General features: G+C 46.7%; 19 protein-coding genes. 11 read left to right on the forward strand and 8 right to left on the reverse strand.

Annotated elements, in window-relative coordinates; translation table 11 throughout:
• The first annotated feature begins 63 nt into the window (after nucleotides 1-63).
• The gene (locus J4N37_RS22890; RefSeq protein ID WP_252042472.1) at nucleotides 64-2,220 is read left to right on the forward strand and encodes a prolyl oligopeptidase family serine peptidase; all 2,157 of its coding nucleotides are present in this window, start codon (nucleotides 64-66) and stop codon (nucleotides 2,218-2,220) included.
• 47 nt (nucleotides 2,221-2,267) lie between these two features.
• On the opposite strand, the gene speG is transcribed toward J4N37_RS22890, so the two are convergent.
• Entirely contained in the window at nucleotides 2,268-2,798 is a 531-nt protein-coding gene (gene speG / locus J4N37_RS22895) for a spermidine N1-acetyltransferase (protein ID WP_010452814.1), read from the reverse strand.
• A 271-nt stretch (nucleotides 2,799-3,069) separates the two neighbouring features.
• Here speG and J4N37_RS22900 point away from each other — a divergent pair, with 271 nt between their 5' ends.
• The 5 genes from J4N37_RS22900 to J4N37_RS22920 all read left to right on the forward strand — a co-directional run bounded on the left by J4N37_RS22900 (nucleotide 3,070) and on the right by J4N37_RS22920 (nucleotide 6,513).
• The gene (locus tag J4N37_RS22900) at nucleotides 3,070-3,222 is read left to right on the forward strand and encodes a hypothetical protein (protein WP_005426336.1); all 153 of its coding nucleotides are present in this window, start codon (nucleotides 3,070-3,072) and stop codon (nucleotides 3,220-3,222) included.
• A gap of 345 nt (nucleotides 3,223-3,567) precedes the next feature.
• Complete coding sequence (locus J4N37_RS22905) at nucleotides 3,568-4,974, forward strand: cytochrome-c peroxidase (RefSeq protein WP_252042474.1); 1,407 nt, start codon at nucleotides 3,568-3,570, stop codon at nucleotides 4,972-4,974.
• A 115-nt stretch (nucleotides 4,975-5,089) separates the two neighbouring features.
• Complete coding sequence (locus J4N37_RS22910) at nucleotides 5,090-5,452, forward strand: VOC family protein (protein ID WP_252042475.1); 363 nt, start codon at nucleotides 5,090-5,092, stop codon at nucleotides 5,450-5,452.
• A gap of 127 nt (nucleotides 5,453-5,579) precedes the next feature.
• On the forward strand, nucleotides 5,580-6,095 hold the full coding sequence (locus tag J4N37_RS22915) for a GNAT family N-acetyltransferase (RefSeq protein ID WP_252042476.1): 516 nt from the start codon (nucleotides 5,580-5,582) through the stop codon (nucleotides 6,093-6,095).
• A gap of 19 nt (nucleotides 6,096-6,114) precedes the next feature.
• The gene (locus tag J4N37_RS22920; protein WP_252042478.1) at nucleotides 6,115-6,513 is read left to right on the forward strand and encodes an NUDIX hydrolase; all 399 of its coding nucleotides are present in this window, start codon (nucleotides 6,115-6,117) and stop codon (nucleotides 6,511-6,513) included.
• Between the two features lie 70 nt (nucleotides 6,514-6,583).
• On the opposite strand, the gene J4N37_RS22925 is transcribed toward J4N37_RS22920, so the two are convergent.
• Nucleotides 6,584-7,237, reverse strand: a complete 654-nt coding sequence (locus J4N37_RS22925) for a DsbA family oxidoreductase (RefSeq protein ID WP_252042479.1) — start codon at nucleotides 7,235-7,237, stop codon at nucleotides 6,584-6,586.
• 193 nt (nucleotides 7,238-7,430) lie between these two features.
• Here J4N37_RS22925 and J4N37_RS22930 point away from each other — a divergent pair, with 193 nt between their 5' ends.
• Both J4N37_RS22930 and J4N37_RS22935 read left to right on the forward strand, forming a co-directional pair.
• A complete protein-coding gene (locus tag J4N37_RS22930) occupies nucleotides 7,431-8,594 on the forward strand; it encodes a MerR family transcriptional regulator (RefSeq protein WP_252042480.1) in 1,164 nt (387 codons plus the stop codon).
• Between the two features lie 7 nt (nucleotides 8,595-8,601).
• Nucleotides 8,602-9,174: a GNAT family N-acetyltransferase gene (locus tag J4N37_RS22935; protein ID WP_252042481.1), complete on the forward strand. Its 573-nt coding sequence runs from the start codon at nucleotides 8,602-8,604 to the stop codon at nucleotides 9,172-9,174.
• A 107-nt stretch (nucleotides 9,175-9,281) separates the two neighbouring features.
• On the opposite strand, the gene J4N37_RS22940 is transcribed toward J4N37_RS22935, so the two are convergent.
• From J4N37_RS22940 to blaCARB, 3 genes are all read right to left on the reverse strand, one after another.
• Nucleotides 9,282-10,331, reverse strand: a complete 1,050-nt coding sequence (locus J4N37_RS22940; protein ID WP_306309781.1) for an alcohol dehydrogenase family protein — start codon at nucleotides 10,329-10,331, stop codon at nucleotides 9,282-9,284.
• A 2-nt stretch (nucleotides 10,332-10,333) separates the two neighbouring features.
• Nucleotides 10,334-10,849 (reverse strand): TetR/AcrR family transcriptional regulator, encoded by a 516-nt coding sequence (locus J4N37_RS22945; RefSeq protein WP_005435424.1) that lies wholly within the window; start codon nucleotides 10,847-10,849, stop codon nucleotides 10,334-10,336.
• 129 nt (nucleotides 10,850-10,978) lie between these two features.
• A complete protein-coding gene (gene blaCARB / locus J4N37_RS22950) occupies nucleotides 10,979-11,830 on the reverse strand; it encodes a CARB/PSE/RTG family carbenicillin-hydrolyzing class A beta-lactamase (protein ID WP_252042482.1) in 852 nt (283 codons plus the stop codon).
• Between the two features lie 212 nt (nucleotides 11,831-12,042).
• On the opposite strand from blaCARB, the gene J4N37_RS22955 reads away from it, so the two are divergent.
• Both J4N37_RS22955 and J4N37_RS22960 read left to right on the forward strand, forming a co-directional pair.
• Nucleotides 12,043-13,374, forward strand: a complete 1,332-nt coding sequence (locus J4N37_RS22955) for a ferredoxin reductase family protein (protein ID WP_252042484.1) — start codon at nucleotides 12,043-12,045, stop codon at nucleotides 13,372-13,374.
• A 110-nt stretch (nucleotides 13,375-13,484) separates the two neighbouring features.
• A complete protein-coding gene (locus J4N37_RS22960; protein ID WP_252042485.1) occupies nucleotides 13,485-14,015 on the forward strand; it encodes a hypothetical protein in 531 nt (176 codons plus the stop codon).
• Between the two features lie 109 nt (nucleotides 14,016-14,124).
• Here the strand turns inward: J4N37_RS22960 and J4N37_RS22965 are convergent, their stop codons facing one another.
• Nucleotides 14,125-15,033 carry a LysR family transcriptional regulator gene (locus tag J4N37_RS22965; protein WP_252042486.1) on the reverse strand — a complete coding sequence of 303 codons (909 nt, stop codon included), beginning with the start codon at nucleotides 15,031-15,033 and terminating at the stop codon, nucleotides 14,125-14,127.
• A gap of 150 nt (nucleotides 15,034-15,183) precedes the next feature.
• Between J4N37_RS22965 and J4N37_RS22970 the strand changes: the two genes are divergently transcribed.
• Nucleotides 15,184-15,711, forward strand: coding sequence for an autotransporter domain-containing protein (locus tag J4N37_RS22970; RefSeq protein ID WP_039840349.1), 528 nt, complete (start codon nucleotides 15,184-15,186; stop codon nucleotides 15,709-15,711).
• Between the two features lie 83 nt (nucleotides 15,712-15,794).
• Here J4N37_RS22970 and copI read toward each other — a convergent pair whose 3' ends face one another.
• Together copI and J4N37_RS22980 are read right to left on the reverse strand one after the other, a co-directional pair.
• Nucleotides 15,795-16,361 (reverse strand): copper-resistant cuproprotein CopI, encoded by a 567-nt coding sequence (gene copI, locus J4N37_RS22975; RefSeq protein WP_045497313.1) that lies wholly within the window; start codon nucleotides 16,359-16,361, stop codon nucleotides 15,795-15,797.
• A 76-nt stretch (nucleotides 16,362-16,437) separates the two neighbouring features.
• A complete protein-coding gene (locus tag J4N37_RS22980) occupies nucleotides 16,438-19,647 on the reverse strand; it encodes an efflux RND transporter permease subunit (RefSeq protein ID WP_252042487.1) in 3,210 nt (1,069 codons plus the stop codon).

Raw genomic sequence — 19,647 nt, forward strand, 5'->3', positions numbered from 1 at the left:
CTTACTTCGATATAGGTAAGATGCTTGATGCATTACACAAAACAAAAACAGAAAAGGAAGTCTATGAAAAAGAAAACCTTAGCACTGGTGACCGCGTTTGCGATGACGGGCATATTGCCGAGTGCTTATGCCGAGGACTCAACAAAGGAATTGGTTGAACACGTACACAAAATGGCTGTGAAGTACCCAACGACAAAGAAAGTCGATGTGGTGGATGAGTACTTTGGTACCAAAGTTAGTGACCCATACCGCTGGTTAGAAGACGACCGCAGTAAAGAAACCGCTGACTGGGTCAAAGCGCAGAACCAAGTGACGTTCGATTACTTGGCGCAAATTCCTTATCGTCACCAGATTGAAGAACGCTTAACTCAGTTGATGGATTACGAGAAGTTAGGGCGTCCATTCAAAGAAGGTAAATACACCTATTTCTACAAGAACGACGGTTTGCAAAATCAAGATGTACTTTATCGCCAACTTGATGATGGCAAGCCAGAAGTCTTCCTCGACCCAAATACCTTTAGCGAAGATGGCACGACCTCGCTGGCGAATGTGAGCTTCACTAAAGATGGTTCTTTAGTCGCTTACAGCATTTCAGAGGGCGGTAGCGACTGGCGCAAAGTGATTGTGCTTGATGCTGAAACCAAAAAGCCTGTCGGTGAGACGCTAATGGATATTAAGTTCAGCGGCGTAAACTGGCTGGGGAACAAAGGTTTCTACTACTCAAGTTACGACAAGCCAGAAGGCAGCGAGCTTTCGGCAAAAACCGACCAACACAAGCTTTACTATCACGAGCTAGGCACTAAGCAGAGTGAAGACAAGCTTATCTTCGGCGGTACAGAGGAAGAGAAGCACCGATACGTTCGTGGTTACACTTCCGACGACCAACGTTACCTATTTATTTCGGCAAGCACTTCAACGTCTGGCAATAAGCTGTTCTTCAAAGATTTGACCAAGCCAGACAGTCCGCTGCAAACTATTTTGGATGACACTAATTCTGATACTTGGGTGATTGATAGCAAAGGCACCAAGCTGTATTTGGTCACCAACTTAGATGCACCAAACAAACGCGTGGTGACGGTGGATGCGAGCAACCCTGAGCCGAAGAATTGGAAAGATTTAATTCCTGAAACTGACAACGTGCTTAGTCCATCAACCGCGGGCGGTTACCTGTTCGCAAGCTACATTGTTGATGCCCTTTCTATGGTCAAACAATACGACATGGACGGTAAGTTCATTCGTGAAATCAAGCTGCCAGACATCGGCAGTGCTTACGGCTTTTGGGGTAAGAAAGAAGACGCTGAAGTCTACTATTCTTTCACCAACTACAAGACGCCAAGCACGACCTATCGCCTAGACATCAAAGACGGTGACAGCGAGGTTTACCACAAATCGAACGCACCATTCGATCCGGCACAATTTGAATCTCGTCAGGTGTTCTACAAGTCGAAAGACGGTACTAAGATTCCAATGATCATCACCTACAAAAAAGGCACGCCGATGGACGGCAGTGCGCCAACGATCTTGTATGGTTATGGTGGTTTCAATATCAGCCTAACACCTTACTTCAGCCCAAGCCGAGCGGCATGGTTGGAAATGGGTGGTATCTACGCTGTCGCGAACATTCGTGGCGGTGGCGAGTACGGCAAAGAGTGGCACAACGCCGGCACCAAATTAGAGAAGCAAAACTCGTTTGATGACTTTATTGCCGGAGCTGAGTTCCTTATCGAAAAAGACTACACTTCGTCAGACAAGCTCGCGATTAACGGTGGCTCGAACGGCGGCTTGCTTGTTGGTGCAGTGATGACGCAGCGCCCAGAGCTGTTCAAAGTGGCACTGCCAGCAGTGGGTGTATTGGATATGCTTCGCTACCATACCTTTACGGCAGGTGCGGGCTGGGCTTATGACTACGGTACAGCAGAACAAAGTAAAGAGATGTTCAATTACCTCAAAGGATACTCGCCAGTACACAACGTCAAAGCCGGCGTTAAGTACCCTGCAACTATGGTGACAACGGGTGACCACGATGACCGTGTGGTGCCAGCGCACTCTTACAAATTTGCAGCTGAGCTACAGTCTAAACAAGCGGGTACAAACCCAACTTTGATTCGAATCGAAACCAACGCAGGTCACGGTGCAGGCACACCGACCAGTAAGGTTATCGAGAAAACCGCTGATGTTTACAGCTTTACTTTGTTCAATATGGGCGTTGAAAAGCTGTAAGTTAGGCTTAAACTGAAATAAAAACGCAGCCTGTAGGCTGCGTTTTTTCATTCGTTGCTTACCAGTTTGGCTCGATACTGTTCTTGCAGGATATACATGCGTTTTACATCGCGGTAGCTTCCGTTGATAAAGAACTCTTGTACCAAATGCCCTTCCTCAATAAAGCCACATTTCTGGTATAGGTGAATCGCTTTCTCATTGTCCAACGCGACCAGCAAATAGATTTTATGAAGATTGAGAATGGAGAATGAATAGTCTAAAGCACGATGGATTACTTCTTCGGCATATCCTCGCCCCTGATGATCTGGTGCGATTATAATTTGGAATTCCGCACTGCGGTGAATGTAGTTAATCTCGATTAACTCTACTAAACCAATTAATACGCCGTGTTCATCTTCCACGACAAAGCGACGCTCAGCGTCATCATGAATATGCTTTTGGTACAACTCTTCCAATTCATCATGCGATTCGTATGGCTCTTCAAACCAATACGTCATGATATTACGGTTGTTATTAAGATCGTGAATAAAGCGCAGATCTGAACGTTCTAATGCACGAATAGTAAGACCATTTTTCATCGTTTATCTCCAGAGAGCAAAAGCATAATCAAAGGCAATTATGACTCCTCCATCTTAGCTCATTAGGGGGAAATCTCCCCTTTACTTATGTAAGTCGAAATGCGTAAAAGCGATCTCCATCAAGCTCTGATAAAACCAATAAAAACAAGGTTTAGAGCGATAATAAAAGTTAATCATAACGACAAAAAACCTGATTAGGTTAAGGGGGTAATTTCAGATTAAATACCGCCAACGACTTAAGGTCATAATCTACATAAACAAGGTATTAAATATGTTTTCAATCGGTGACGTAGTAGTAGCTACTAAAGGTATCGATCTAGGTGAAATGGTTGTTACAGGTCTGAGCAGCGGCGGTTTCTACGTACGCGTTCAAGCTGGTGAAGCAACTCTGACTTACCCAGCTAAAGATGTTAAGAAAGCATAATTTAATTTGCTGACTTTCAAAAAAGGTGGCTCATGAGCTGCCTTTTTTTGTGTCTATAATTCCTTATCTAATCCGCTCTGATTTATTTTTGATCAATTTCAATTAATCCCAGTTATATATTTTCTCTCGCACCATTTTTGACTCATATCAACAAAAGAGCCACTTTTAACTTGTTGTTTTTATGTTGTATTTTTTACTTTTATCTACAAGTAACTGATTTAGAAAATGTTAGATGTTAAATTCGTTGCTCATCTAAATATTCGATTAATATCTATTCCTTTTTCCCATTTTTAAAAATATTGGCATTTCAATAACTTTCGCCCCAACTGATTTAGGGGAACAGTGATGAATAAAAAGAAAATAACACTAGGGATCGTGGGAGCAGGCTTGGTGGCTTACTTGGGTGCCATTTACATGGTGAACCAAGACGATAAAAAAGTGGCTCAACAAAATCTGACGCAATTTAGTTCGTTAGATCAATCGACACTGGATTATCAAGCGATGAAGGTATTGGCGGATAAAGGTTGTGGCTACTGCCATACGCCGAACAGTGAAATGCCTTTCTATTCTGAAATGCCAGTGGCGAAACAAATTATGGAAGCAGATGTGAAGGTGGCGATGCGTCACTTTGACATGACCAACTTGCTGGATGACGTGAAGCAGAATGATCCTGTTTCTGAAGTGGCTTTGGCTCGTCTTGAGAAGGTGCTTTACGACGACTCAATGCCGCCAGCGATCTACCTGACTATGCACTGGTCAGCGAGCATGTCGAAAGACGAAAAACACACCTTATTGAAGTGGATTCGTGAGAAGCGTGCAGAGCGTCATGCACAGTCTCCGGTATCTGAAGAACGTAAAACCAAAGTTCTACAACCAATTTACACCACGTTCGAAACCGATGCAGACAAGGCTGAACTGGGTAAGGTGCTTTATCACGACACGCGACTATCAGGAGACAATAGTGTCTCATGTGCGTCATGCCATAGCCTTGATACAGGCGGCGTGGACCGACTCGTAACATCTGTTGGTATTCATGGCCAAGTGGGTGGCATCAATGCGCCAACCGTGTTTAATGCTGTGTACAACAAGCTGCAATTCTGGGATGGTCGTGCCGCGGATCTGCAAGACCAAGCAGGTGGTCCTCCGTTTAACCCGATTGAAATGGGCTCTATGGATTGGGATGAAATCGTCGACAAGTTAAGCCAAGATCCAGAAATGGTTGCGATGTTCAAAAAGGTTTACTCAGGTGAGATTAATGGCAACAACATTACGGATGCGATTGCCGAGTTTGAGAAAACCCTAACCACACCAAACAGCCGCTTCGACCAATACATGATGGGTGACACTCAAGCGCTGGACTCGCACGAGAAATACGGTTTGATGTTGTTTAAGAAGTACGATTGTCAAACCTGTCACGCAGGTGAAGCGATGGGTGGTGAAACGTTTGAAACCATGGGCATGAAAGCGGACTACTTTGCTGAGCGTGGTACTGATATGACGGACGCAGACCTTGGTCGTTACAACTTCACTGGTAACAAAGAAGACAAGCACAAGTTCAAAGTGCCAACCTTGCGTAACATTGAACTGACACCGCCATACTTCCACGATGGACATGCTGATACGCTAGAAAAAGCCATCTACGACATGGGTAAATACCAAGTCGGAGTGGAAATGTCGGATGAAGAAGTGGAAGCCATCAAAGCGTTCTTGAAAACACTGACGGGTGATTATGAAGGCCGTCCTTTAAGTTAAGCTGAGGCATTACCGACAAGTTTGTCACCGATAAAATGATAGACTTCGCAATCGAGACCACCTTTGATTAAGGTGGTCTTTTTTATGGAACAAATTCAATCAAGTAGGGATAGATATGATTGATCATTTTGAAATTAAAGTTGTGGATTTTGATGCCTGTGTCGCTTTTTATTCCAAGGTTCTTATCACTTTGGGCATCGAACTAAAATGGTCGGACGAAGCAGCGGCAGGCTTTGGATTAGTTGGTGAACCCAATACGCGCTTCCTGATAGAAAAGGGTGGTCAAAGTGCCCCTTGCCACATTGCGTTTAAAGCGAATGACAAAGCATCCGTCGAGGCCTTTCATAAAGCAGGTATTGAAGCTGGTGTTACTTGTCATGGTGAGCCAGGCTTGCGTGAACACTATGCTCCGAATTACTACGCAGCATTTTTTTATGATCCCGATGGGAACAACATTGAAGCGGTAGCTTATTTGTAGGGCGTTAACGATACGATTATCCAGTGGATACTTACTGATCGAACGATCGTTAGGTCATTGGTTTTACGATCAAGATAGAAGATAATCGAGCTCCTATTTCATCCCTATAAAAAGAACGAAAAATACTATGAAAGTTGTCGTCACAAAGGCAAAAAAACAGCACGCTCAAGGCATTACCGAAGTTCTCAATCCCATCATAGAAGAGGGCTTATATACCATCCTTGATACCACCTTCACCCCAGAAGAGGAAGAAGGCTTCATTGAAAGCTTTCCTGAAACGGGTGTGTTCAATGTGGCATTGAATGTAAAAGAAGAGGACGAGGAAGACAGTGCTGTGCTGGGTTTCCAAAACGTAGAGCCTTTCGCCAGTTATACCAAGGCATTCGCACATGTGGGTATTATCGGTACGTTCGTCGATGCCAAGTGCCGTCGACAAGGTGTCGCTTCAGCGTTGTTTACTGCCACCTTTGCCGATGCTAAATCCAAAGGCTATGAAAAGCTGTTTGCTTATGTACGAGAGGACAATCCCACCGCGCTTGCAACGTATCTAAAACATGGCTTTGAAGTGGTCGGCACCGCAAAGAAGCATGCCAAAGTTAACGGCCAATACATCAATGAAGTCATGATCGAGAAGTTTCTCTAACGCCTAGAAGGAAAGCAAGATGCACAAGTCAGCAGGTATCATCATTAAAGACGGCTCACTGTTGGTGCTGCGCTCAAAAGGCAAAGACACCTTCTATGCGCCGGGTGGAAAACTGGATAGTGGCGAAACGTCAGAGCAAGCGTTATGTCGCGAACTGCAAGAAGAAGTAAGCATTGTCGTGGCGGATGATGCTTTGACGCTGTTTGGTCGCTTTGAAGCGCCTGCACACGATAAAGACGACATTACTTTGGTCATGGATGTGTTCTTCGTTAATGATTATTCGGGCGAGGTGGTTGCCAGTAACGAAATCGAAGAGTGCCAATGGGTAGATTCTTCAAACGTGGATGACATCGCGATAAGCACGATTTTCCTCAATGAGGTCTTCCCGAGCTTGGTTGAACAAGGATTAGTGAAATAGCGCCTAATCACGAGCAGAATACAAAAACGCCCACAATGCGAACGTATTGTGGGCGTTTTCTTATGACTTGTTACTTAGCCAGTTTTTCTGCGTATTCGGTCAGGATTTGCTTGTAGACTTCAACTGGTTGAGCGCCTGTCACTGCACTTTCCATATTGAACACCACTGTTGGTACTGAGCTCACGCCAAGTTGATGCCATTGGCTTTCTTGATACTCGATAGAGTCAGAATTACTTGCATCGTCTAGGGTGGCGATGCCCATATTTGCATCTAAACCAATGTCAGTCAGAATCGCTGCCAGTGTGCTTCGGTCAGAGACATCTTTGCGTTGACCAAAGAACGCGGCAAACAGGGCTAACTTCAGTTCAGTTTGCTTACCAAATTGCTCTGCCCACTGCAGCAGTACGTGTGCATCTCGCGTGTTAACCATCTTCATGTCATCAAAGTAATCAAAGTCGAATCCCACTTCTTTACCCAGATTAGTCAGGTTATCGCGTGCACGAACGCTGTCTTCCGGCGTTGTCCCGTATTTATTCGCTAGGTGTTGGCGTAGGTTTTCACCTTCTGCTGGCATGTTTGGGTTCAATTCGAACGGTTGCCATTCCAACTCAATTTTATCTTCCAATCCTAGCTCTTGAATTGCTTGTTCTAAGCGTTTGTAGCCGATGATGCACCAAGGGCAAACCACATCCGACACTACGTCGATTTTGATTACTGATTCCATAAAACAGACCTTACTTTTTCGAGTTATAAAATGGATATGGAGACCAAGAGTGTGAATTCAACCAGTTACCTTTTAGTAACCTGATGCTTTCTCACCGCGTTTTATCTTTCAGCGTATCTTTTTCTACAATTCATGTTGACCTGTCTATAACTCTACAGTTTAAGATGCTTTCATCAGCGCTGAGGAAAATTACATGTATCGGATATCGGAACTGGCAGAAATGCTGGGTTTGTCTCGCACCACATTGCTCTATTACGAGAAGATTGAGCTCATCAAAGGGCAACGGTTAAGCAACGGCTACCGCGCGTATAGCGATGCGGATCTACAACGCTTGCGTTTGATCCAGCAATTGCAGAGTGGCGGACTGACGCTCAAGGAGTGTAAAGCCTGTTTGGAAGCCAAAGTAGATCGACAGTTGATGTTGGAAAGACTCAAACAGCTCGATGAAGAGATTGAGCAAAAGCAGAAATCGCGACAGCTGTTGGCAGCGCTGCTGGGTGAAACACCGTTAACCGATTGGCATGAATCGTTGGATGAAGTCGCGCCGGATGCGCACTTTAAATGGCTGATGACGCAAGGTTTTAGCGAGAAAGAAGCCCTTCACTTACGTTGGTTATCAAAAGATATGAATACTCACGACGACTACATGGCGGACTTCTTTCGCGTATATGAAGCCTTGGAGTTTTGGGGGCCTGGTTCAGAGCAAGATACGTTGAAAGCATTGAGCCTATTACCAACTCAACCTGATGAAATATTGGAAATCGGGTGCGGGCAGGGCATTGCGACTCGTACTTTGGCAAAACATGCACACATCACTGCGGTCGATAACGACGAGCCGTCTTTGCAACGCCTACAAGACAAAGCGGAGGCTCTTGGCTTAAATGACAATATCACCACGGTGTGTGCGAGCATGACAGAACTGCCATTTGCAGAGGGCTCGGCTGATGTCATTTGGGCAGAAGGCAGTGCTTACATCATGGGTGTGGAGAACGCATTCAAAGCATGGCGCCCATTGCTTAAAGACGGCGGTATCTTAGTGGTGAGCGATTTGGTTTGGAACACGGATACACCAAGCGAAGATACGGTGGCGTTCTGGCAAAAAGAATACCCAGATGTGGGCAGTGTCGAGAAGCGTATTGCGCAGGCGAAAGCAGCAGGCTACCGAGTGTTAGATACATTCCCAATTAGCCAACAGGCATGGGATAACTACTACGCTCCTTTAGATGAGCGTGTGCAAAGTTTGAAAGCTGAGATGCCAGCATCACAAGCATTAAAAGACATACAAGTTGAATTAGATATCGTTAAACGCCGTGGTAATGAAGTGGCGTATCAGATGTATATCTTACAAAAAGATTGATAGAAAAATGAACGAAACAACAAATCAGAATACTCAAAAATCTAACTACACACTTTCTCAATATGAGAGAGCTATGAGCAGCGAGATGATCGCTTTGTTTACTCAAACCTTTTCTGATTCTGAAGGTGAAGCAGAAGGCAAAACCATTGGCTTACTCGTCGGCGATTTGTTAACTACAACGCCAGAGCAAGAATTGAAAGGCTTTGTTGCGAAACAAGATGAGCGCTTGATTGCAGGCGTGTTGTTTACACCGCTACGTTTTGAGAATGGTGAAGTGGGTTACTTATTGTCGCCAATGGCAACACTAACAGAGTGCCAAGGGAAAGGCGTAGGACAAGCCCTGATCAACTTTGGCCTTGAACACTTGAAACAGCAAGGTTTCGAGTTGGTGTTTACCTACGGCGACCCTAACTTCTACTCGCGCGTTGGTTTCCAACAAGTGACGGAAGCGCAATTCAAAGCGCCTCATACTTTGAGCTTCCCACATGGTTGGTTGGCACAATCACTTGTAGGTGAATTGACGCCAATCCAAGGCACATCCTCTTGTGTGCAAGGTTTGGATACTCCTGCTTACTGGTAACCCATTAAGCTCCGGCAATTGTTGATCTAACCTGAACGAAAAAGCCCCTCTGCGAAGAACTTGCAGAGGGGCTTATTAATATGCTCTATCAGTGTAGAGGTAGCTAATTACTTCACGGTAAGAACCATCTTGCCTACGTGGCCCTTCTCTTGGAATGCCGCTTGCGCTTGGTTGATGTCTTCCAGTGGGAATGTCTGTGCGACTAATGGTTTGATGTTGCCTTGTTCAATATGATGAACCAAGTTTCCAAACACTTCTGGCTCAAGGACAGTACAACCAAAGAAGCTGAGATCTTTGAGATACAAAGTGCGAACGTCTAGCTCAACCATCGCACCGCCAATGGCACCTGATACCGCGTAACGACCTTTCGGGCGCAACACTTCAAGGAACTGTGGCCACTGGTCGCCAGCAACCAAATCAATCACCACATCGACGCTGTTACTGCCAAGCGCTTCAACAAGATTTGCATTACGTGGCACGACTTCATCTGCGCCCAACTCCAGAACTTGTTCATTTTTGCTTGGACTTGTAATGGCAATAACGCTGGCACCGCGCGCTTTGGCGAGTTGAATCGCTGCAGAGCCCACACCACCGGAAGCACCAGAAATCAGGACACGATCTCCTTTGGCAACACGAGATCGCGTGAGCATGTTTTCTGCCGTTGAGTACGAACATGGGAAAGAAGCAAGTTCAACGTCAGTTAAATCCGTCTTTAGTTGGTAGGCGTGCTTAGCTGAGACCACGGTGTATTCTGCAAAACCACCGTCGCATTCTGAGCCAAAGTACCAAGGTGGATTAATGGTTTCGCCATTTACATCGCTCAAGCAAGGTTCAATCAGCACGCGTTCACCTATGCGGCTTTCACGCACCATACTACCCACGGCAACGATCTCGCCACAGACGTCAGCGCCTTGAATGCGTGGAAGAACCAGTGCATTGCCACTCCAACTTGCGTCCTCGCTATCGTTGTCGCCTTTTGAATACCAGCCGATACGCGTGTTGATATCGGTATTGTTCACGCCTGCTGCGGATACACGAATCAGCACTTCGTTCTCTTTTGGCGTTGGGACAGGAATATCTTGGCGGTATTCCAACATTTCTGGTCCGCCGTGACCGGTCAATAGAACACCTTTCATTGTGGTTGGTAGTGTTGTCATGATTAATCTTCCTTTAGCAATCTTAAAACAGCTTGTTGCGCAGAGTTCAGAGCCTCGTTACCCAGTACTGGCCAAGCGCTGGAGACACCTTCGTGCAATAAGAAAAGCTGCGTGGCGAGGTCTTGGCGAAGGCTCTGTTTACCCAAAAATTGTCGAACGTCTTCTTTGTGCGCTTTCACGGTTTGGTTGATGATGTCGTGCTCGGGAAATGCCGCAATCGCGTTCATCGACATGCAACCATGCGGTGCGTAGTCTTCCATCCATTGTTTGAGCTTGTTGAATACGTGCTGAGTCGCTTCTAGCCCGGCTTGTGGCGAGTTATCCAGCAGGAAGTTTAAGTAGCGCTGGTGGCGGTGTTCTAACGCAGCCACGATCATGTCTTCCTTAGAAGGGTAGTGCTTGTACAAGGTACGTAGGCTAACGCCACAGGCCGTCTTGAGCTGTGCCACACTCGGCTCGGCAAATCCAAGCTCGCTAAAAGCTTGCTCTAAACTGGCGGCGATCTGTTCTTTCAACATAGCGTCTTCTCATGGGTAGAATGAATGTTCTACCTTTAGGGTAAAGCGATCGTTCTACCTGTGTCAACCAAGATCGCAGACATAAAAAAACGGAGCCCGAAAGCTCCGTTTTAAATCATCAAGTTAGCGCTAAATATTTTTGTATTCGTCCAACACCAACTGGCTAATTTGAGCGATGACTTGGTCGCGCGCCTGCAACGATAAATCGGTCTCAGTAATGTAAATGCTGATGTAAACCGGTTTATGGTTTTCTTTCCAGATCATCGCCGTGATACCACGCGAGCCAAACCCGCCAGCACCTGAACGATCGGCAATCGACCAGCCTTTTGGCAACACAGATCGCATCAAAGAATCGGAGACTTTGTTGTCTTGCATCCAAATCTTTAACTGAATACGTGATTCGTAAGAGAGTGCATCACCTTCTAGCAGGGTGTGTAGAGTGTTTACCATGGCGTTAGGCGTTGTTGTATCTTGCTTGTCGCCAGGTTTTGCTTCATTCAATCTTGGTTCAAAACGGTCAAGGCGAGTGGCCTTGTCACCAATAGAACGCAAGAATCTGGTTACACTATGCGGGCCACCAATGCTGCGTAAAACAATGTTGGCGGCGGTGTTATCGCTCATCAGCATTGCGGCTTCACAGGCATGTTCAATACGGGTAGTTTGGCCTGCCATTCGATCCATGACAGGTGACCACACCACCATGTTGCGCTCTTCGACTTTCGCGGTGGCGTTTTTATCAAGCTTTTCGCTGTCCATGTCTTTCAGCATGGTCGCGCACGCCAGCGTTTTAAAGGTACTCATCATTGGGAAGCGCTCGTCGCCACGGTAATCCCACTTTTCGTCTGTTTGTGTATCCCAAACAGAAACGCCAATGCGACCCGTTATGTGGTCTTCAATTGCGGAGAGGTCTTCATTCAGTTTGGCGGCGTACGTTGCACTCGAACAGACTAACAATCCGAGTAGCAGAAATAGCTTTTTCATTATTGATTTTCTTAGTGTTATTTATTCCAGTTCGCACCTTGGCGAATTTAGCCGGAACTATAACGAGTGAATACTCTAATGACTGTTAGATTCTTGTCTTTTTTCTGTAGGAATCCTTGCATATGTCGAGCTTTACCCGCTTTTACTCTTATTGACGTTGCTTTACATGTGAAGCGCTAAAGTAAAATTGTCGATTAACCGAGTAACCAATCATGAAAACATTCCGCAATATCATCTGGGCAATGATCGCCGCGATGTCCGTATTATGGTTTGCGATGGAACCGCAGCTTTTGTCTTCTACCAATGTCTTTGAATGGCGATCTGCCATGATCCAATATTCAGGCATTCTGTCTTTGATGCTGATGTCGATAACCATGGTGTTGGCAATGCGCCTTCCTGTGGTTGAAAACTGGCTACATGGCATGGACAAAGCGTATCGAGTGCACAAATGGCTCGGCATTGGTGGCGTTGCATTAGGTTTGGCGCACTGGCTTTGGTATCAAGTGCCGAAATGGCTAGTCATGTCTGGTGTATTAGCAAGACCAGAGAAACACACAGGTGCAGGGCCTGAGGGTAACCTCTTTGGAATCGAGGCTTGGATTCATGGTCTGCGCGATCTTGCTCAAGGCATGGGTGAGTGGGGCTTCTACATGCTGTTGGTTTTGCTGGTGGTTTCTCTATGGGGCGCAGTGAAGTACAAACCCTTTAAACTATCGCACCGCTTTATGTCGGTGGCGTATTTGCTGATCGCGATTCACTCCGTACTGCTGCTCAAACGCGCGTATTGGGGCGAGCCTGTTTACTATCTTACTGTTGGGTTTGCCGTCGTCGGTTCGATTGCCGCGCTCTACAGCTTGTTTGGCTTCGTTGGTCGTCGTAATAAACATTCTGCGGTTGTGGCGTCGACACGTTACTTCCCTCAAGCTGAAGTGATGGAATTGGTCGTTAAACCAAATGCGTCTTGGCAAGGGCACAAGGCGGGGCAATTTGCTTACTTACGTTTTGGTGATGAAGATGCCCATCCGTTCACTATCGTCTCTGGCAGTGAAAGCAATGAATTACGTTTCCTAATCAAAGAGCTAGGCGATTTTACTACCGGCTTGTATGAGCGCGTAAAAGCGGGCGATGCGGTAATGGTAGAGGGGCCTTACGGACGTTTGGAATTTGATTTAGAGAAACCTCAAATCTGGATTGCTGGTGGGGTAGGGATTGCTTCTTTCTTTGCCGCTTTGGAAGCATTGAAAGTGCAAGCGCAAACTAGCGATGTTCATCTGTTTTACTGCAGTCGTGGTATCGACGGCCAGTTGGTCGATGAACTTTGGCACTTAGCGCACCAAGCAAGCGTCAAACTGCATGTGATAGATACCATGAAATCGCCACGTTTGAATGCTGAACGTATTGCGGCTCAGTGTGGTGATTTGAACCAGTATGAAATGTACTTCTGTGGACCAGAAGCTTTCTCAAAAACACTGAAAAAAGAGCTAGATGCGTATCAATTTAATATTGAGCAGAGTTATCACGAAGAGCTGTTTATTATGCGCTAAGTGTCAAGATTGTTAGTCATAAGTTAGCTCAGAGGTGAGCTTTTTAAGCCTCAATTTCGATATTCAGAAATGGGTAGGGTAATAAGCAAATCCAAACCGAGAGAGTAAAGATGACTATCACATCAAAACGCATTCTAGCGCTAACAACATTGGCAACAGTGACCGCTTCTGGCCACGCATTGGCAGAAGGCCGTAACAACTCAATTGAAGCGGGTGCGACCTTCGTTGGCGACCACGAAATGTACACCTTGGGTTACAGCCGCGATGTGGGCAACAACATTGTCACCGGTGGTGGTATTTTTGTTGGCTCTGACGCAATTGATATGCCCGTAAAGAACGATCAAGACGCTTGGGGTATGTACGCGAACATTGGTTACCGCTTTGAAATTGCTGAGTTCGATATCATTCCTAAGCTTGGTATCAACTACTTTAATGCGGACGTTGATATCAATGGTGGCACTCACTCTGGCCAGAGCATGAACATTGATAGCGTTTACGCTTCTGTTGGCGGTACGGTTAACTGGCGTATGGTCGGCCTAACGGTTGATTACGGTAAGATCAACGACTCAGCGGTTAACCCGCTCAATGGTAAAGAATTTGAAGAAGATGTGGTTCGCGCTACGTTGAGCTTCAACTTCTAACGTTTTTCATCGACCTTTATATTTTTATCGTTTTATTGCACATACTGCTTGTTTGCCGCCTGTACCGGGCGGCTTTTTTGTATGTCCAGTATCTCGATGGCCATTGACGTTATAAATCGTTGAGAATATCGGACAGGTGCTTTTCTAATTTCACTATCGTTGGGTGTTGATAATAGCCACGGTGAAACTGCAAGCCGATATCAAAGAACATCTGAGCGTTATCCTGAATCAGCGGAATCTTCTTGATGCCTTGCGGCAAAGCCGAATTGGGCAGGGCAAAGCAAATCAGAACATAATCGGTTTTGATTAACCAATCCAAAGCGGCATGAACTGATGGCACGGTTAAGCGTCTTTCCAAAGCAAACCCAAGTTGTCGCTTCACCCTCTCATAGTAAATGGCATCATCCAGTGCGCCCATCGACACTCGCACCAATTTTTCATTTTGCAGGCGTTGAATATCAATATGATCTCGTTGCCAAAGCGGGTTGTTCTGCGAGGTATAGAGATACAAACCAAGCTCACCGATTTTCCGCTCAACCACGCGTTCATTCATAACAGAAGGGTAGCCAGAAATACCGACGGCAAGTGAGCCTGCTTTTGGAAATTCGATGCCTTCAAGATTCCAATCGACCATCGAGAAATCAGCGATATTGTCGTGTTGGCTGAGCAATTCGAGTAGCGGTGTGGTGAGAATGGCGCTCAGAGGGTTTGGTACAAAAAAGCGAAATTGGGTCGGTTGCGTAGCGGCTTCAAGGACGTTGACTTGAGTTTGAGCAGACTCCAGTTGTTCTAACGGTTCCTCGATAATGTTCATGAGTTGGCTGCAAAACAGGGTCGGGAAATACAGCCCTTTATTGGCAATGAACAGCTCGTTACCAAATAGCTCGCGGCAGTCAGCCAGCTGGCGATTAAACGTTGCTCGGCTGATATCGAGCGTATGGCACACCTTGGGCAACGACTTCTGTTCAAAAATCAGGTTTAAAAAGCGATACAGGTTGAGGTCTATGGAGTGTTTCACAAAGCGCCTTAAGCATAAATTTACGTCGTTGGTTACGACATTGTGTGGTGTTCAAAGGTTCAAATTTGAGCTTCTTAACCGTCAAAAATGCGCACGTAATCCACGTATTCTGAAAGTGGTAAATCGACGTATTCATTGCTCGGAGGTGTCATGCTTAAAGATCTGGTTGGCTTATTCATTTTGGTGCTTTTGCTTAGCGCTCCAGTGCTTGCAGAAGAGAGAGAACCCTTTATAGCCGGTGGCGTGACTTTTTTGGATAAGCATGAGGTCTTGAGTGTAGAGATGGGCGCAGAAGTGTTGCCCAATATCAATTGGTCACTCGGCTTCAATGCACCGATAGACAGCGGTGAGCAAGAGCATTTCGGCACGCATTGGGCAGAGAAGCAAGTTTGGGGATTACATACGGCGTTGGGTTACGAAATTCGCGTAAACGATGTGTTGGCGATAACGCCGCGTATCGGTTTGAATTACAACAATGTCGAGATTGAGTATTTTGAAGAAGAGACGGGTGAGTATGTCGACACAGACAGCCAAAACAACTTCGAACCAACCTTAGGTGTCAAAGTCGATATTGCCAGCGTTGGACTTATTGTTGAAGGCTACAAAATTGACGAGGACATCAGCTTGTCGGAGGAAGATGAGATGGCGGTTCGAGTTATGGCAGCCTATAACTTCTGAGCCGATATCAGTTCGAAAGCATGGATTCAGAGAGAAAAAAGGAGCTGAAATGTCAGCTCCTTTTTGTTGTGTTCAAGTACGATTTACAGCGTAATGTTCTTTGTCATGCCTGCTTCTGCATGGCCCGGAATGTTGCACGCGAACTCAACGTTGTTGTCACCGTGGAAATGCCACAACAACTGCTTCGCTTTACCCGGTTCTACCGTCACAGAGTTGCCCGAGTCGTGCATGTGATCACCACTCATTGTCTTCATCATTTCGCGATGTTCTAGCTGCTCTTTAGCCGAACCAATCGTAAACTCGTGGTTGATCTTACCTGTGTTCATGACTACAAACTGCACCACATCGTTTGGCTCAATCTTAACGTCTTTTTTGAACTTGATGGTCATGTCATCACCCAAGATAACGTGTACCACCTTGTCTGGCTTTGCCCCTTTTGCTGGCATACCTACTGCCGACATGCCCGGCATATCCATCATGTTTGAATGGTCCATTTTACTGTGGTCCATCTTCATGCTGCCGTGGTCCATATTTTCATGCTTCATGTTGCTATGATCCATGTTCGCGTGGTCCATGTTTGAATGATCCATTTGGGCAAACGCAGTCGTTGTTGTTAGGGCTAGAGCAAGAGTGATTAGTGTCTTTTTCATTTTTATATCCTTGTTTTAATTCATTAATAACTTGGTTGCTTCCCCCCAAACGAATTGATTGAGGGGAAGGTAGGGATTAAGCCTTGTTGCCAGTGCGATCTGTGCTGTCGGCGTTTTCGATTTGGTTGCCAGTTTGCGTGCTTGTTTGGCTCGGAGTTGAGTTGTTTGGGCGCAACTCACGTTGTTTCCACAGCTTGAAGATGGCTGGAAGTACCAACAGCGTCAGCAGCAGTGCCGATGCCATACCGCCAATCATTGGTGCGGCGATGCGTTGCATTACTTCTGATCCTGTACCTTCGCCGTACATGATCGGAATCAGACCAATAATGACCGTCAGTACCGTCATCATTACTGGGCGGACACGCAGGCCTGCACCTTCACGAATGGCATCGGTTAGGTCTTTCGCCTCAAGCTTCTGTTGGCTCTCTTCCGTATCCAGCTTTTTGTAGTGCCATGCTTGGTTGAGGTAGACGAGCATGATGACCCCAATTTCAACCGCGACGCCTGCGAGGGCAATAAAGCCGACCCCAACAGCAATCGAGAAGTTGTAGTTGAGGATATGCATGAGCCACAAACCACCGACCATAGCGAGCGGTAGCGTAAGCATGATGATCATCACTTCGCCGACACGACGGAAGCTGAAGTAAAGCAGCAGCATAATGATGGCAATGGTGATTGGTACCACGACGCTCAAGCGGTCTTTCGCACGCTCCATGTATTCGTATTGACCAGACCAAGCCAGCGAGTAACCCGCAGGAAGCTCCAGTTGATCGGCCACGACTTGCTGTGCTTCCACGACGTAAGATCCGAGGTCACGGCCATCGATGTCGACAAATACCCAGCCGTTCGGGCGTGCGTTCTCTGTCTTGATCATTGGAGGGCCGTCTTCGTAACGAATGTCCGCTACATCAGCCAGCGCAATACGAGCACCATTTGGTGTCACTAACGGTAGGTTTTGCAGTTTAACCACTGAGTCGCGGTAGTCTTGTGGGTAACGAACGTTGATTGGGTAACGCTCCAAGCCTTCGATGGTTTCACCCAAATTCATACCGCCCACCGCGGTCGAGATCACCTGCTGAACGTCTTTGATGCTTAAGCCGTAACGCGCTGCAGCACGACGTTTAATGTCGATCGTGACATAACGACCACCTGCTACACGTTCTGCATAAACCGATGCCGTGCCTTGTACGCCGTTAAGAATTGGCTCAAGCTGGGAACCGATCTTCTCAATCACTTTCAGATCAGGTCCGGCGATCTTAATGCCGATAGGGGTTTTGATGCCCGTTGCCAGCATGTCGATACGCGTTTTGATCGGCATTACCCAAGCGTTAGTAAGACCAGGGAACTGAACCAGCTTATCGAACTCTTTGCGCAGTGACTCGGTTGTTACGCCTTCACGCCATTGATCGCGTGGCTTCAACTGAATCACGGTTTCGATCATGGTGAGTGGCGCTGGATCGGTTGCGGTCTCAGCTCGGCCAATTTTGCCCCATACGGTTTTCACTTCTGGAACGGTTTTGATCAGCTTGTTGGTTTGTTGTAGAAGCTCACGCGCCTTACCAATCGAGATACCCGGATAGGTCGTTGGCATGTACATCAAGTCGCCTTCATCCAGCGGCGGGATGAACTCGCTACCCAGTTTACTGGTTGGGTAGTAAGCCGATGCCATTAGACCTAATGCGATAACAATCATGGTCTTAGGGTATTTTAAGCTGGTGTTCAACAGCGGACGGTACAACGCGACCAAGCCACGGTTAACCGGGTTTTTGTGTTCCGGTAACACCTTACCGCGAATGAAGTAGCCCATAAGAACAGGGACGAGTGTGATCGCCAAACCTGCAGCCGCTGCCATGGCGTAAGTCTTAGTGAATGCAAGCGGCGAGAACATCTTGCCTTCTTGGCCTTCTAAGGCGAACACTGGTACGAAGCTAAGAGTAATGATCAACAACGAGAAGAACAGCGGTGCGCCAACCTCTTCTGCGGCTTTGCCAATTACTTGCCAGCGGTTTTTATCGGTCAGTGGCGTTCGTTCAATGTGCTTATGAACGTTTTCAATCATCACGATTGCACCATCCACCATGGCACCGATGGCAATCGCGATACCACCAAGGGACATGATGTTGGCATTGATGCCTTGCCAATGCATTACGATAAACGCAGTGAGAATGCCAACCGGTAGACTCAGAGCGATAACCAATGAAGAACGAATGTGGAATAAGAACAACGCACACACAATCGCAACGACGATGAACTCTTCTGCAAGCTTCTTCCATAGGTTTTCTACCGCTGAATCGATAAGGGTAGAGCGGTCGTAGGTTGCAACAATTTCCACGCCTTCTGGCAGGCTGCGTTGTAGGTCGGCGAGTTTGTCTTTGACTTTTGCAATCACTTCACTGGCGTTTTCACCAAAGCGCATCACGATAACGCCGCCGACCGCTTCACCTTCGCCATTCAGCTCTGAGATACCACGGCGCATTTGTGGACCAAGGTTAATGTCTGCGATGTCTCCTAAGAGCAACGGCGTGCCTGTCTCGGTGACTTTTAGCGGCAGTGATTTAATGTCTTCAATGCTGGTTAAGTAACCCGTGGTACGAACCATGTGTTCGGCTTCAGCCACTTCGATAACGGACGCGCCGGTTTCTTGGTTACCGTTTTGGATTGCCATGTTCACTTGTTGCAAAGTGAGGTTGTACGCACGCAGCTTGGCAGGATCAATCTGCACTTGATACTGCTTCACCATGCCGCCCACGGTCGCGACTTCAGAAACGCCATCCACGGTTTGCAATTCGTACTTCAAGAACCAGTCTTGTAGGCTGCGAAGATCCGCCAAATCATGCTTGCCGGTTTTGTCTTGTAATACGTAGCTGTAAACCCAGCCCACGCCCGTTGCATCAGGACCTAGGGTTGGTTTTGCGTTCGGTGGCAGCTTTGGTGCTACTTGGCTTAAGTACTCCAACACGCGTGAACGTGCCCAGTACATGTCGGTATCATCGTTGAAAATGATATAAACGTAAGAGTCACCAAAGAATGAGTAGCCACGAACCGTCTCAGCACCCGGCACGGCAAGCATGGCGGTGGTGAGTGGGTAAGTAACTTGATCCTCGACGACTTGAGGAGCTTGACCCGGATAGCTTGTCTTGATGATCACTTGCACATCAGAAAGATCCGGAATCGCATCAACAGGCGTATTCTTTACACTGTAAAGTCCGCCTAATACAAGGGCTAAGGTCGCGACCAACACTAGGAATCGGTTGCTCAGTGACCAACGAATAATAGCATTGATCAT

Source organism: Vibrio sp. SCSIO 43153, assembly GCF_023716625.1.
Lineage (GTDB): Bacteria > Pseudomonadota > Gammaproteobacteria > Enterobacterales > Vibrionaceae > Vibrio > Vibrio rotiferianus.